At 68.8% G+C, this 13,834-nt stretch carries 12 protein-coding genes; 9 read left to right on the forward strand and 3 right to left on the reverse strand.

Going from position 1 to position 13,834, the window contains the following annotated elements; translation table 11 throughout:
* The first annotated feature begins 35 nt into the window (after window positions 1-35).
* Genes tssM through ACUDP5_RS16590 form a run of 3 tightly spaced genes read left to right on the forward strand, consistent with a single transcriptional unit; the run spans window position 36 to window position 5,583 of the window.
* Entirely contained in the window at window positions 36-3,806 is a 3,771-nt protein-coding gene (gene tssM / locus ACUDP5_RS16580) for a type VI secretion system membrane subunit TssM (protein WP_445659178.1), read from the forward strand.
* Entirely contained in the window at window positions 3,803-4,786 is a 984-nt protein-coding gene (gene tagF, locus ACUDP5_RS16585) for a type VI secretion system-associated protein TagF (protein WP_263914516.1), read from the forward strand. The genes tssM and tagF overlap by 4 nt, the downstream gene beginning before the upstream one ends.
* A gap of 2 nt (window positions 4,787-4,788) precedes the next feature.
* Window positions 4,789-5,583: an OmpA family protein gene (locus ACUDP5_RS16590; RefSeq protein ID WP_263914515.1), complete on the forward strand. Its 795-nt coding sequence runs from the start codon at window positions 4,789-4,791 to the stop codon at window positions 5,581-5,583.
* Between the two features lie 99 nt (window positions 5,584-5,682).
* Here the strand turns inward: ACUDP5_RS16590 and tssA are convergent, their stop codons facing one another.
* The gene (gene tssA / locus ACUDP5_RS16595) at window positions 5,683-6,798 is read right to left on the reverse strand and encodes a type VI secretion system protein TssA (protein WP_445656622.1); all 1,116 of its coding nucleotides are present in this window, start codon (window positions 6,796-6,798) and stop codon (window positions 5,683-5,685) included.
* Between the two features lie 142 nt (window positions 6,799-6,940).
* Between tssA and ACUDP5_RS16600 the strand changes: the two genes are divergently transcribed.
* From ACUDP5_RS16600 to ACUDP5_RS16625, 6 genes are all read left to right on the forward strand, one after another.
* Complete coding sequence (locus ACUDP5_RS16600; RefSeq protein ID WP_025137938.1) at window positions 6,941-7,192, forward strand: hypothetical protein; 252 nt, start codon at window positions 6,941-6,943, stop codon at window positions 7,190-7,192.
* Between the two features lie 36 nt (window positions 7,193-7,228).
* Window positions 7,229-8,383 (forward strand): PAAR domain-containing protein, encoded by a 1,155-nt coding sequence (locus tag ACUDP5_RS16605; protein WP_445656623.1) that lies wholly within the window; start codon window positions 7,229-7,231, stop codon window positions 8,381-8,383.
* Between the two features lie 151 nt (window positions 8,384-8,534).
* Window positions 8,535-8,780 carry a ParD-like family protein gene (locus tag ACUDP5_RS16610; protein ID WP_025137936.1) on the forward strand — a complete coding sequence of 82 codons (246 nt, stop codon included), beginning with the start codon at window positions 8,535-8,537 and terminating at the stop codon, window positions 8,778-8,780.
* Entirely contained in the window at window positions 8,781-9,572 is a 792-nt protein-coding gene (map, locus tag ACUDP5_RS16615; protein ID WP_263914511.1) for a type I methionyl aminopeptidase, read from the forward strand.
* A gap of 136 nt (window positions 9,573-9,708) precedes the next feature.
* Window positions 9,709-10,929, forward strand: coding sequence for an MFS transporter (locus ACUDP5_RS16620; RefSeq protein WP_445656624.1), 1,221 nt, complete (start codon window positions 9,709-9,711; stop codon window positions 10,927-10,929).
* Window positions 10,930-11,097: 168 nt separating this feature from the next.
* On the forward strand, window positions 11,098-11,733 hold the full coding sequence (locus ACUDP5_RS16625) for a glutathione S-transferase family protein (RefSeq protein WP_445656625.1): 636 nt from the start codon (window positions 11,098-11,100) through the stop codon (window positions 11,731-11,733).
* Window positions 11,734-11,739: 6 nt separating this feature from the next.
* On the opposite strand, the gene sodC is transcribed toward ACUDP5_RS16625, so the two are convergent.
* Both sodC and ACUDP5_RS16635 read right to left on the reverse strand, forming a co-directional pair.
* Window positions 11,740-12,264 (reverse strand): superoxide dismutase [Cu-Zn] SodC, encoded by a 525-nt coding sequence (sodC, locus tag ACUDP5_RS16630; protein WP_263914507.1) that lies wholly within the window; start codon window positions 12,262-12,264, stop codon window positions 11,740-11,742.
* 210 nt (window positions 12,265-12,474) lie between these two features.
* The gene (locus ACUDP5_RS16635) at window positions 12,475-13,719 is read right to left on the reverse strand and encodes a DUF445 domain-containing protein (protein WP_445659179.1); all 1,245 of its coding nucleotides are present in this window, start codon (window positions 13,717-13,719) and stop codon (window positions 12,475-12,477) included.
* Between the last annotated feature and the right edge of the window lie 115 nt (window positions 13,720-13,834).

Here is a 13,834-nt window from a genome sequence, read left to right on the forward strand (position 1 = left end):
GCCCTTCAGGTTTCTTCTCCGGTATTTCCAGCGCCATGAGCGAAGGCAGGCACTGGACCTCACGCGCGCTGGGCAACCCGCGCCTGTTCATGGCGATCGGCCTGATCGCCCTGGTCGTGTTCCTGTTCCTGTTCGCCGACACGGTCGAGATCGGCCTGGTGTGGGCAGGCATCGCGCTGGGGATCTTCCTGTTTCTGTGGCTGTGCGCCTACCTGTGGCGCCGGCGCCGTGCGCGGCGCGCCAACAAGAACCTGGGCGACATGTTGGAGCAGCAGGTGCAGACGGGCGCGGCGGCCGCCAACCGCGGCGAGGTCGACGCCCTGCGCACGCGCTTGATCCAGGCGGTGCGCACGATCAAGACCTCGAAGATCGGGCAGGTGTCGGGCAATGAAGCCCTGTACGAGCTGCCCTGGTACATCGTGATCGGCAACCCCGCCGCGGGCAAGAGCAGCGCGGTCATCAATTCGGGCCTGCAATTTCCCTTCGCCGACAAGAACGGCGCGGCCGTGCGCGGCGTGGGCGGCACGCGCAACTGCGACTGGTTCTTCACCACCGAAGGCATTCTGCTGGATACCGCGGGCCGCTATTCGGTGCACGAAGAAGACCGCAACGAATGGATGGGCTTTCTGGACCTGCTCAAGCGCCATCGCCCCAAGGCGCCGATCAACGGCATCATCGTGGCGGCCAGCATCGACGAGCTGACCGGCGCGGGCCCCGAATTCGCCATCAACCTGGCCAAGAACCTGCGCCAGCGCGTGCAGGAACTGACCGACCGGCTGGAAGTGTTTGCGCCGGTGTACATCATCTTCACCAAGGCCGACCTGATCTCGGGCTTCAGCGAGTTCTTCTCCGACAGCGACCAGCGCGAGCGCGACCGCGTCTGGGGCGCCACCCTGCCCTACGGCGCCGAAGAAAACCGCGACGTGCTGGCCCTGTTCGACGAACGCTTCGACGAACTGTACGAAGGCCTGAAGGAAATGGGCACGGCGCAGATCTCGCTGCGCAACCGCAGCGACCTGCCGCCGGGGCTGTTGACCTTTCCGCTGGAATTCGCCGGCATCAAGCCTGCGCTGCGCACGTTCCTGTCGACGCTGTTCGAGACCAACCCCTTCCAGTACAAGCCGGTGTTCCGCGGCTTCTATTTCACCAGCGCCTTGCAGGAAGGCGTCTCGCAAAGCACATCGACCGAGCGGCTGGCCGAGCGCTTTGATCTGCGGCCGGCCACGCGCGGCCAGGCCCGCAATGTGTCCTCGCACAACGGCTTTTTCCTGCGCGACCTGTTTTCCAGCGTGATCTTCGCCGACAAGAAACTGGTGCGCCAGCACGCCAGCCCGGCCAAGACCCGCATGCGCTACGTGACCTTCTTCGGCCTGGTGCTGGCGCTGGGCCTGGTGCTGGGCGGCTGGAGCTGGTCGTACCTGGGCAACCGCCAACTGGCGCAGAACGTGCAGGCCGACCTGGACAAGGTGGTGCGCCTGCAAAGCGAACGCACCGACCTGCAAAGCCGCCTGGAAGCCATGGAGATCCTGCAGGACCGCATCGAGCAGCTGGACCGCTATTCGTCCAGCCGGCCGTGGTCGTTGGGCCTGGGCCTGTACCAGGGCGACGTGCTCAAGGAACGCCTGCTGGCCGAGTACTACAACGGCGCGCGCCAGTTCATGCTGAGCCCGGTCAAGGCCAGCCTGGAAGACTTCCTGGCCAAGGTGGACATGTCCGGCGCCGCCGCGGCCACCGGGGGCACGCCGCAACCGGCGCCGCAGACCGCGCGCGCCCCGCACAACCCGGGCGGCGACACGCTGTTCCAGGACGCCTCGCCGACCAACGCCGACGACGCCTACAACGCGCTCAAGACGTACCTGATGATGGCCAATCACCAGCACGTCGACCCCACCCACCTGTCCGACCAGATCACGCGTTTCTGGCGCGGCTGGCTCGAAACCAACCGCGGCGCCATGCCGCGCGACCAGCTGATCCGCAGCGGCGAGCGCCTGATCTCGTTCTACGTCAGCCGCGCGCCCGATGCCGGCTGGCCGCAGATCGACACCAACCTGGCCCTGGTCGAGAAGACCCGCGCCAGCCTGCGCGCCGTGATGCAGGGCATGCCGGCGCGCGAACGCGCCTACGCCACGCTGAAGGCCCGCGCCGCCACGCGCTTCCAGACCATGACGGTGGCGCGCATCGTGGGCGAGAACGATGCGGGCGTGGTGGCCGGCAGCTACGCCATCCCCGGCACCTTCACCCGCGAAGCCTGGGAACAGTACATCCAGCCCGCCATCAACGAGGCCGCCAAGAAGGAAGTGCAGACCAGCGACTGGGTGCTGGGCGTGAATGCACGCGACGACCTGACGCTGGACGGCAGCCCCGAGCAGATCCAGAAAAGCCTGGCGACGATGTACAAGACGGAATACGCCCAGGAATGGCAGAAGTTCCTGCGCGGCGTCACCATCAAGCCGTTCACCAGCTTCGAGCAGTCGGTGGGTGCGATGAACCGCCTGGGCGATCCGCAGACCTCGCCCATCGCCAAGCTGATCAACACGACCTACGAACAGACCTCGTGGGACAACCCGTCGCTGATCAACGCCGGCCTGCAACAGGCGCAAAGCGGCGTGGTGGGCTGGTTCAAGCGCGTGATCCTGCGCCAGACCCCGCCCGCGCCCGCGGCCACCACCACGGCCAACGGCGAAGCGATTCCCATGGGCCCGGTGGGCCGCGAATTCTCGGACGTGGCCCGCCTGGTGGTCACGCGCGAGAACCAGTCGCTGCTGGGCAACTACATGGGCGCGCTGTCCAAGATCCGCACCCGCTTCAACCTGCTGAACAACCAGGGCGACCCCGGCCCCGGCTCGCTGATCCTGCTGCGCCAGACCCTGGAGGGCAAGGATTCGGAACTGGCCGACGCGCTCAAGCTGGTGGACGAGCAGATGCTGGCCGGCCTGTCGGCGACCCAGCGCGAAACGCTGCGTCCGCTGCTGGTGCGCCCGCTGATCCAGGCCTACGCCGTGGCCATGCAGCCGGCCGAATCGGAATTGAACAAGGTCTGGAACGCGCAGATCTACCAGCCGTTCAACCAGACCCTGGCCGAGAAGTATCCGTTTGCCGCGCGCGCCAGCGTCGAGGCCAGCAGCGACGAGATCGGCCAGGTGTTCGGCCCGCAGGGCAGCATCGCCAAATACGTCAATGACACGCTGGGCCCGCTTACCGTGCGCCGCGGCGACATCCTGACCGCCCGCACCTGGGGCGACATGGGCATCAGCCTGCAGCCGACCTTCACGGCCAACTTCGCCCAGTGGGTGGCGCCGCTGTCGGGCGGCGCCGCGGGCAGCGGCGCGTCCAGCCAGCCGCAGACCCTGTTCCAGATCCAGCCCAAGCCGGCCTCGGGCGTCACGGAATACACGATCGAGATCGACGGCCAGCAGCTGCGCTACCGCAACACCCCGCCGCAGTGGGTCAACTTCGTGTGGCCCAATGCCCAGGGCGCGCCGGGCGCGCGCATCACGGCCACCACCTTTGACGGCAGCGTGGTCGAGATCGTCAACGAGCCGGGCCGCTTCGGCCTGGAACGCCTGATCGCCACCGCCCAGCGCACGTCCAACGCGGACGGCAGCTTCAACATGAGCTGGGGCAAGTCCAACGTGACCGTGCCCGTGAAACTGCGCATCATCAGCAACGCCCAGGCGCCTGGCGCCGGCGGCAGCGAGCCCGGCGGCAGCCAGGGCCTGCGCAACCTGCGCCTGCCCTCTTCCGTGGTGGGCGCCACCCCCGAATCCTCCTCCTCCGCCCAGACGCGACCCGGAGCGCCGCAATGAGCAACTTGCAGTCCCCCCTGTTCCGCACGGCCTATTTCGGCAAGATCCCGGCCCGCGGCGACTTCGTCAAGAACACCTCGCACCCGCAGCTGATGGCCACGCTGGACGCCTGGGTCGCCCACACCATGGAGCTGCTGGCGCAGGATCCGCACTGGAAGACGCTGTACGACGAGGCCGAACCCATGCCCTTCGCCATCCTGGGGTCGCGCGGCAAGCTGGCCATTGCGGGCCATCTGCAGCCCAGCCGCGACCAGTCGGGCCGGCGCTTTCCATTCCTGTCGGCGACCTCGGTGGAAGTGCAGCGGCCGCTGGAATTCATTGCCCGCAGCCCCATGGCCTTCAGCCGGCTCTGGAACCGCATGAGCGGCGCCGCGGCGCTGCTGATGACCGACGCCGACCCCGCGGCCGCCTTGCAGGCGCTGAACGAACTCGAAGGCGAGATCCGCACCGAGGCCGACGACGGCTTTGACGCGTTTGTCGACCTGCAGACCGTCGAACGGCTGGAAGCGATGCTGCGCGGCAACGGCCACGCGGCGCGGGTGCACGACATCATCCTGGCGCTGGGCATTCTGCTCGAACCGGTGATGTCCAGCGGCTCGTCGCAGCTGGATCGCGGGCTGGCGCTGCCGCTGCCCGACGATCCCCTGTACCTGAACCTGGTGGCCTCGTACTGGATGACGCTGATCGCGCCGTTCCTGTCGCGCGCCGACTTCGAGATTACCGTGTTCATCGGCCGCATCGCCGGCAAGCATCGGCTGGTGGCGGGCTTTCGCGGCGCGTCGCCGCAGACGCTGGCCAGCCTGCTGTCCACGCCGCAGGCGTTTGCCGAACAGCACATCGTGCTGGAAGACGCGCCCTGGGTGCGCAACCACGTGTCGGCCAGCCATGGCCTGGCCAAGCTGTCCAGCTACCTGGACCAACCGCGGCTGTCCCTGCGCATGGCGCTGGACACCTACCGCGAAGTCTTCACCGGAGCCTGACCATGCGTGTCTCTCTCCTGATCCTGGCGGCGCTGCTGTCGTCCGCCGCCGTGGCGCAAGACGGCGCCACCGTCGTGCCCGCCAATGTCATTCCCCAGCCGGGCCAGGTGGTGGCCAGCGGCGCCGTGCCCGACGAAGCCACCAAGGCCGACGTGCTGACGCGGCTGCAACAGGTGTATGGCGTGGGCAATGTGATCGACCAGATCGAAGTGGGCGGCGTGGTCGCCCCGCCGAACTGGTCCGAACACGTGGGCAAGCTGATCGGCCAGCCGCTCAAGCAGATCAACCGCGGCCAGCTGGAAGTGGACGGCACCCAGATCCGCCTGCGCGGCGAGGTGCAGAACGAGGCCTCGCGCCAGCAGATCGCCAGCACCTTCGCCACGTCGCTCAATCCCACCTACAAGATCGTCAACGGCCTGCGCGTGGCGGCCGGGAAAGACGAACAGGGTCTGCTGGACAAGGTGCTGACCAACCGCGTGGTGGAATTCGAAACCGGCAGCGCCACGCTGACCGCACGCGGCCGCGAGCTGCTGGACCAGGTGGCCGACGTGGTGCCCAAGCTGCACAGCGACAAGGTGCAGATCATCGGCCACACCGACAGTTCCGGCAGCCGCAGCACCAACCTGGCGCTGAGCCAGGCGCGCGCCGACGCGGTCAGGGCCTACCTGGTGGACAAGGGCTTGCCGCCCGGGCGCTTCGAGACGCTGGGCGCGGGGCCGGACCAGCCGGTGGCCACCAACGCCACCGCGGAAGGCCGGGCCAAGAACCGCCGGATCGAGTTCCGGGCCAGCCGATAAGGTCCGCACCGGCCGCGACGGCCGGGCGCACGCCCATCGAACAGGCGGCGAATACGCCGCGTTGCGGGCCCCGGCGGCATGCCTGGGGCCCTTTTCCTGTCAGCCGTTGTGCTCGGGCGGCTTGGGCACGCCCAGCAGCTCTTCCAGGCCCGACAGGGCCTCGCCGTTCTTGACCACGGTGCGCAGCCACAGGTGCAGCGACATCTCGCCCCAGCTGGCCGCCTTGTCGGCCAGATAGGCCACCGGGCTGTGGGGTTCGGTGCGGCGGAAGAACTCGGCCACTTCACGCAATTGCGCCAGGGCCTGGTCACGGGTTTGCAGCGGACCGCGCGCGGGCGCGGGCGCGGCGGACGGAAGGTCGGCGGCAGCGGTCAAGGTGGGCTCCATCCGGATGGCGGGTGCGCCGGCAGGCGTTGCGGCCGGGGCCGCGGACGGCGACGCCAGGTCGGCGCGCACCAGCAGGCCGGCCTCGCGGGCGAAACGATGCACAAGCTCGGTCACATCCTGCAGGGCCGTGCGCAGCGGCGTGAACGCCGGGCCGTCATCGCCCAGGCGTTCGGTCAGCGTCAGCTCCAGCACGTCCACGGCCGCGAAGCAGCTTTGCAGCTGGCCTTCGAGGTCGGAATAGAACGCGGGCGGCGTATCGCGGCGCGCGGCATCGAACTGGTCCAGCGTGACCTTGCCGCGCGACATGTCGGCCGCGTTCTGCGGCGTGCGCTTGATGGCGTTGGCCAGCTGGCTGGCGCTGTCCCACAGCACCGCGCCGAAGCGCCCGCCTTCGGACTGCGTCAGCGGCAGTTCGCGCACCAGTTGCTGCGAGCGCGACAGCAGCCAGGCCAGGTTGCCGACGCGTTGCTGCGCATCGCCCTCGTCGGGCACGGGATGCAGGCCGTCCCAGTAGTGGCGGCACAGGCCGTCGACCAGCAGGAAGCCGTCGCGCAGGCCGGCAAAGCCGCGGGTCTTGGCCCAGGCTTCGGCCAGCCAGGCGGCCACGCGCACGTCCTTGCTGCGGTGGGTCAGCACGTCGGTGCAGATGCGGATGACCTGGGGCCAGTCGGCCTCTTTGATGTCGATGACCCAGTCGCCCTGGTCCAGGTGCGGGTCGTCGTGGCGGCGGGCTTCGCGGATGGCGTCGAATTCGGCCGAAAAAACCATGTCGGCGCCACAAGGCGCCGGGCCGGGAATGGGCTGCAACAATGCGTCGATATCGCTCATGGGTTCCTGAGTCGTGGCGGCGTCGAAAGCAGCGATGATCCCATATCTGTAACGACGTTACGTTCTAAGATGACACGTCCTATTACAAAGCGCATCAGGCACCCTGGATATCATTCAAGCTCTCCAAAAACTGGGAGTCACGATGAACAAGTCATTCCACATGATGCCCAACGGCCGCTTCATCAATGGCACGCCGCGGCGCTGCCCGGACGGCACCTACGTCGGCGACGGCGGGCCGATCACGCGGGCGCCGGATGGCACCTATGTTGCCGGCACGCCGCAGCGCGCACCCGACGGCAGCTACCTGGGCAGCGGCGGTCCCGTGCGCATGGCGCCCGACGGCACCTTCGTCGTGGGCCCGCCTCGCATGGCGCCTGACGGCACCTATCTGTAAGCATAAATAACCATCCTTTCGGAGCAACGGGCGGCCATGGCGCAGCGATCCGTAATACGCAAGGGCGACCGCACGTCACACGGCGGCGTGGTCGTCACCGGGGACGAGTCCGTCCAGATCTTCGGCCAGCCCATGGCGCGCGTGGGCGATCGCGTCACCTGCCCCAAGTGCCCCGGCCAGCACACCATCGTGGAAGGCGTGCAGAGCGTCAGCTCGAATCGCCCCACCGCGCTGGAAGGCATGAAAACGTCTTGCGGCGCCACGCTCATCGCCAGCCAGCAGTTCTACCAGCTTGAGCATGGTGGCGGCCAAGGCGGCGGTTCGGGCGTGAACGATGCGGCCGCGGCCGTACAGGCCGGCGCGCCGGCCGCGCTGGCCGAGGCGATTGCGCCGCAGGACGCGCCCGCCCAGTGCGCTCACGTGTCCGACACGCTGAAACTGACCGAGCAGATGTTCGACGCCAAGCGCGCGCCCGTGCGCATGACCGGCCCGTCGGCCTACCAGCCGCCGGCCGGCCAGGCCCGCCAGGGTGACGACAAGTGCGTCATGTACGAGGCCTGGCCCGGCGGCCAGCGCGTGCCGGTGGTGCTGGAGCCGCGCGAATCGCCCTGGACGGGCAACCTGTTGCAGCGCTCGTCCAGCGAAATCACCGAACGCCTGACCGAACAGCCCCAGCCGCAACCCGAACAGGTGGCCAAGAGCCTGGGCGCGGCGCCCAAGGCGCTGTTGCAAGGCCGCGATCTGCAGATCCGCATTGCGCGCGGCATGTCGCTGGAAGACCGCGTCACCCGCCTGAACGCGCAGGTCGTCAAGGGCCCGCCGTGGGCCGACCCGACCCGCGACGCGCATACCGTGGGCGAAACGATGTTCTCGCACATCACGCTCTACAGCATGCCCGGCGAGCAAGGCATGGTCGACCACGCCGTGCTGCACGAGCTGGCCCACAGCTACGCCAACAACACCCAGGTCGACATGAAGGCCTGGGCGGCGGCGGCGCGGTCCGACGGCAAGGTGCCGTCCGACTACGCCAAGGCCGGCCCGCAAGAGGACTTCGCGGAATTCGTGGTGATGGCCGTGGCCACCCAGGGCACCGGCTGCGAACCGTACGCCCGGTCGCAGTACCCGGCGCGCTACCAGCTGCTGGACGGGATGAACCTGCTGGACAAGGCGCCGGCCACGCAAAGCGCCTGAGGCTGCCCGGCGTCGGCAGCCGTGCGCGTCCGTGCGCGTCCGTGCGCGTCCGTTCAGGGCGCCCGGGCTCACCCTGCCGCGCCGATTTGCGCCCGCCGGCAACCCGCAGTACCATACGTTCCATATACAAACCATATACGGAACGTTCACTATGGGCATCGTCAAGATCTCCGAGCAGATGCACGAAAACCTGCGCGTCGCCAGCGGCGCGCTCAGCCGCTCCATCAATTCCCAGGCGGAACACTGGATGCGCATCGGCATGCTGTCTGAGCTCTACCCCGAATTGCGCCACGCCGACATCTGCCAGCTGCTGATCCGCATCGAGCAGGCCGAGGGCTTCAGCATCGCGGCGCTGTCCCAGGGGCAGCCGCAGCCCGGCCAGCAGGAGGCCGCGTAAATGGCGAAGAAGGTTTCGATCAAGTCCGCCGCCGACATCGCCATGGCCCGCAAGGCCGGCGCCCTGGCCGCGGACGTGCTGCACATGATTGCCGAGCACGTGCGCCCCGGCGTCACCACCGACGAACTGGACCGCATCTGCCATGACTACATCGTCAACGTGCAGCAGGCCATTCCCGCCAACGTCGGCTACCACGGCTTTCCCAAGACCATCTGTGCATCGGCCAACCATGTGATCTGCCACGGCATTCCGTCGGCCAAGGTCCTGAAGAACGGCGACATCCTGAACATCGACGTGGCCGTCATCAAGGACGGCTGGTACGGCGACACCAGCCGCATGTACTTCGTGGGCCAGCCCAGCCCGCTGGCGCGGCGCCTGGTCAACACCACGTACGAAGCCATGCGCGCCGGCATCCTGGCGGTCAAGCCGGGCGCCACGCTGGGCGACATCGGCCACGCCATCCAGACCATCGCGCACCGCGAGCACTTCAGCATCGTGCGCGAATACTGCGGCCACGGCATCGGCCAGATCTACCACGACGATCCCCAGGTGCTGCACTACGGCCGCCCGGGTGAAGGCATGGTGCTGCAGCCGGGCATGATGTTCACCATCGAGCCCATGATCAACGCCGGCAAGCCGCAGACCAAGCAACTGCCCGACGGCTGGACCGTCGTCACCAAAGACCGCTCGCTGTCGGCGCAGTGGGAGCACATGGTGGTGGTCACCGAGACCGGCTACGAAGTGCTGACGCCCTGGCCGGACGGCTTCGGCGATTACCCGCCGATTCCTTGAGCGAAACGCCCGGGCGGCCTGGGCGACGGCCCGCCGATTCCTGGCGCTGAACCCACCGCAACATTCGGAGTGCGGACCGCGCGGGGCCCGATCATGATCGGGCCCTTGCCGTTTCTGCGGCCCTGCCGCCCGCCCCATGCCTGCCCTGCCCCCGGCCTTCCGGCGTCTCGCCGCGTCCAACCTGGCCGCCCAATTCTCTGAACAGATCGCCCTGGCCGCCGCGCCGCTGGTGGCCGTGCTGGCGTTGGGCGCGAGTGCGGCCCAGACCGGTTATCTACAGACGGCGCAGACGCTGCCGTTCCTGCTGCTGTCGCTGCCGGCCGGCGTGCTGGCCGACCGGATATCGCGCCGCACCTTGATGACCGCCGCCGAGTGCGCCCGCGCGGCCAGCCTCCTGGGCCTGCTGGCGTTGCTGGCGCTGGGTGGATTGAACCTGGGCTGGCTGGCCGTGCTGGGTTTTCTGGGTGCGGTGGGCACGGTGGCCTACAACGTGGCCGCCCCGGCGCTGGTGCCGACGCTGGTGCCGGCCCACGACCTGGGCAATGCCAACCGCTGGCTGGAACTGGCGCGCAGCGCCGCGTTTTCGGCGGGGCCGGCCCTGGGCGGCGCGCTGGTCGGCTGGATCGGTGCGTCCAGCGCCTATGGGCTGGCCACGGCGCTGTCGCTGCTGGCCGCCATGCTGCTGGCGGGCCTGCCAGCCGAGCCGCCGCGCACGGCACCGCGCCGACGGCTGTGGCGCGAACTGGCCGAGGGCGCGGCGTTCGTAGCCGCCCATCCGCTGCTGCGGCCCGTGCTGGTGACCGCGGTGTTCTTCAATACCGCCTGGTTCGTGCTGCAGGCCGTGTACGTGGCGTATGCCGTCGCCCATCTGGGCCTGACGGCGGCGGGCGTGGGCGCCACGCTGGGCATCTACGGCGCGGGCATGCTGGCCGGTGCGCTGGCCGCACCCTGGGTGGCCGCCCGCCTGCCGTTCGGCGCGCTGATCGCCGCCGGGCCGCTATGCGCGCTGGCGGCCAGCCTGATCCTGCTGTCGACCCTGGCGCTGCCGTCCGGCGCCTGGGCGGCGGTGGGCTTTTTCCTGTTCGGCGCCGGCCCGATCCTGTGGACGATTGCCACCACCACGCTGCGACAGGCGGTCACGCCCAATGCGTTGCTGGGCCGCGTGTCCGCCGTGATCGTCACCGCCACCTTCGGCGCGCGGCCGGTGGGCGCCTTGATCGGCGCGGCGCTGGCGTCACGGGTGGGGGTCGAGGCCTGCCTGTGGGTGTCCAGCGTGGGGTTTGCGGTGCAGTTCGTGGTGCTGTTCGCCTCCCCCGTGCGGCGGCTGCGCCAACAGCCGCAAGCCGTGGCGGCTTGAGGCACCGCCCATCGGTTGCGCCCATCTGTTGCGCCCATCAATCCGCCGATCTGTATCTGTCGGCCTGCCTGCCCCGCCGCTAGACTGGCGCGGTGCTGCCAGGCGGCCCACGCGCCGCCGGCTTTCCGATCCCTCATTTCTCCGCGCCCAGGCGGCGCGGCTGCCAACATGCTGAACATCCTGGGCAAGGCCTCTTCCATCAACGTGCGCAAGGTGCTGTGGACCTGCGCCGAACTGGACCTGCCGTTTGAACGTGAAGACTGGGGCGTGGGCTTTCGTGCGACGCAGGACCCGGCTTTCCTGGCCCTGAACCCGAACGCCATGGTGCCCGTGCTGCGCGACGGCGACTTCGTGCTGTGGGAATCGAACAGCATCATCCGCTACCTGGCCGGGCAATACGGCAAGACGGACGCGCTGTACCCCGCCGAGCCCAAACGCCGCGCCCGCGTCGACCAGTGGCTGGACTGGCAGGCGACCGACCTGAACCGCTCGTGGAGCTACGCCTTCATGGGGCTGGCGCGGCAATCGCCCGCGCACCAGGACCCGGCGGCCATCGCGGCATCGACCCGGGACTGGGCGCATTTCATGGGCATCCTGGAACAGCGCCTGCAAGCGACCCGCGCCTATGTGGCGGGGGATGATTTCACGCTGGCGGACATTGCGGTGGGCCTGTCGGTGAACCGGTGGTTCAGCACGCCGCTGGATAACGACAAACGGCCACCGCTACCCGCGGTGGCCGCCTATTACGACCGCCTGGCCGAACGTCCGGCATATCTGCTGTACGGACGCAACGGCACGGCCTGAAGACCTTTACTTCACCACGCCGCAGACGAGACGCCCGCCTCCGCCGCCCAGCGGCTGGGGCGTGTCGCTGTAGTTGTCGCCGCCCACGTGGATCATCAGCGCGTGCTTTTTCACGTCGGCCAGCTTCAGGTGCGGCGCCACCACGGCCTGCTTGGCCGTGCCGTTGGCGGCCACCACGATGAAGGGCAAGTCGCCCGTGTGGCCATCGGTGGCTTCGGGGCCCTTGTGGGCCTTGGTGCCGTGCGGGTCCAGGTGGCCGCCGGCCGCGCCCCCGGGCGCCATCTGGCCGTTCACCATGCCAGGGTCGCACGAGCCTTTTTCGTGCACGTGAAAGCCGTGTTCGCCGGGCGGCAGGCCCGTCAGGTTGGGGGTCAACTGCAGGCCGGCCTTGGTCTGCTTGAGTGAAATGGTGCCTGCGCTTTTACCCACGCCGTCGGCGGTCAGGAACGACATCGCGACGTTCTCGGCCTGGGCCGCGGCCGAGGCGCCGGCCAGTGTCAGCGTTGCAACAAGTATCGAGATTTTCTTCATGGACTTGCCTCCTGGGATCTTGCGCCGGTTGCGCGCCGCCCGGGTGGGCGGTGCTGGGTCTGCGGCCCTGTCGCCAGGCGCCGGAGACTGCGAAAGACAATAGCACCGGGGCGCGGCGCTTCGCCAGCAATCTTCATTCCTGATACATCCGGGGTAACAGGCCGTTGCCGGCCGGCATTTCGGCCCCGCACGCCCGGTAAACGCCGGGTCCTAACTGCCCACCAGCAGCACCCCGGCATGCAGCAGCACGCCGATCAGCCCGCCCACCAGCGTGCCGTTGAAGCGGATGTATTGCAGGTCGCGCCCCACGCTCAATTCCAGTTCGTCGACCAGATGGCGCTCGTCCCACAGCTTGACGGTGCGTGAGATGTGTTCGGTGACGCCGATGCGCAGGCGGCCGGTCAGGCGGCGCGCGGCGCCCAGCACATGGTTGTTGATGGCCTCGCGCAGGTCCGGGTCTTCGCCCAGCTTGCGGGCCAGCGCGAGCAAGGCGCTTTCCAGGTGCGCGGCCAGGGCCGACTGCTCGTCGGCCAGGTCGCGGCGCAGCGCGGCGTGGATGTCGTCCCACAGGCCCTGCACGTATTCCTGCACCTTGGGGTGGTCGATGGCGCGCTGCTTCAGGGCTTCGACCTGCTCGGCCAGCGCCGGATCGGTGCGCAGGCGCTCGATGTAGTCCAGTACCCAGGCCTCGTAGTCGCGCCGCACCGGGTGGCTCGGTTCGGACAGCACGTCGCGCAGTTCCTGCACCAGCGCGCGCGCCAGCCGGTCGGCCAGGTTGTCGGCAATGCCGTCGACCGAGGCGATGACGTCCACCGCCGAGATGATGCGCGGCCATTCCTTGCGGGCAAACTTCACCAGCAGTGCCGAGGCGCGTTCTTTCACGTCGTCGTCGCCCAGGTACCCGCCCAGGCGCTCCATCGCGGCGTCCAGCAGTTCCTGGTGGCGGCCGTCGCGGGTCAACAGGCCCAGCACCTCGCCCGCGGTGCCGGCGGCGTCCCAGCGGCGCAGGTTCTTGACCACGAATTCCTGGATCACGCCGCGCACGGCCTGGTCGTCCAGCAGGTCCAGCGTTTGCAGCGCGACGCGGCGCGCGCCGTCGCTCAGGGCATGCGCCTGCTTGGGGCGGGCCAGCCAGCGCGACAGGCGCGCGGCCGGGTCGAACACGCGCAGCTTTTCCATCAGCGTGTCCGGATCCAGGAAATGGTCGCGTACGAACACCGCCAGGTTGTCGCCGATGCGGTCTTTGTTGCTGGGAATGATGGCGGTGTGCGGAATGGGCAGGCCCATGGGCCGGCGAAACAGCGCCACCACGGCGAACCAGTCGGCCAGCGCGCCCACCGTGGCGGCTTCGCAGAAGGCCCGCACCCAGGCCCAGGCGCCCTGCCCGCCCATGACGTGGCTGGTGATGAAGCCGCTGATCATCGCCACCAGCAGCGCCAGCGCGGCGATCTTCATGCGCCGCAACTGCGTGCGGCGCGCCTGCGAAGCCAGCGCGGAATGGGTCGCGGACGAGCGGGCGGACGATGGTGTTGCGGTCATGAGGTCTCCGGCGGGAACGCGAGGCCCAGCA

The organism is Achromobacter sp. NCFB-sbj8-Ac1-l (assembly GCF_052695805.1).

Coding starts and splice junctions, on each gene's coding strand:
- ACUDP5_RS16610 (WP_025137936.1), top strand. CDS start 8,535: ATGGGCATCGTCAAGATCTCCGAGCAGATGCACGAAAACCTGCGCGTC.
- tssA (WP_445656622.1), bottom strand. CDS start 6,798: ATGAGCGATATCGACGCATTGTTGCAGCCCATTCCCGGCCCGGCGCCT.
- ACUDP5_RS16635 (WP_445659179.1), bottom strand. CDS start 13,719: ATGAAGATCGCCGCGCTGGCGCTGCTGGTGGCGATGATCAGCGGCTTC.
- ACUDP5_RS16625 (WP_445656625.1), top strand. CDS start 11,098: ATGCTGAACATCCTGGGCAAGGCCTCTTCCATCAACGTGCGCAAGGTG.
- tagF (WP_263914516.1), top strand. CDS start 3,803: ATGAGCAACTTGCAGTCCCCCCTGTTCCGCACGGCCTATTTCGGCAAG.
- tssM (WP_445659178.1), top strand. CDS start 36: ATGAGCGAAGGCAGGCACTGGACCTCACGCGCGCTGGGCAACCCGCGC.
- map (WP_263914511.1), top strand. CDS start 8,781: ATGGCGAAGAAGGTTTCGATCAAGTCCGCCGCCGACATCGCCATGGCC.
- ACUDP5_RS16620 (WP_445656624.1), top strand. CDS start 9,709: ATGCCTGCCCTGCCCCCGGCCTTCCGGCGTCTCGCCGCGTCCAACCTG.
- ACUDP5_RS16600 (WP_025137938.1), top strand. CDS start 6,941: ATGAACAAGTCATTCCACATGATGCCCAACGGCCGCTTCATCAATGGC.
- ACUDP5_RS16590 (WP_263914515.1), top strand. CDS start 4,789: ATGCGTGTCTCTCTCCTGATCCTGGCGGCGCTGCTGTCGTCCGCCGCC.
- sodC (WP_263914507.1), bottom strand. CDS start 12,264: ATGAAGAAAATCTCGATACTTGTTGCAACGCTGACACTGGCCGGCGCC.
- ACUDP5_RS16605 (WP_445656623.1), top strand. CDS start 7,229: ATGGCGCAGCGATCCGTAATACGCAAGGGCGACCGCACGTCACACGGC.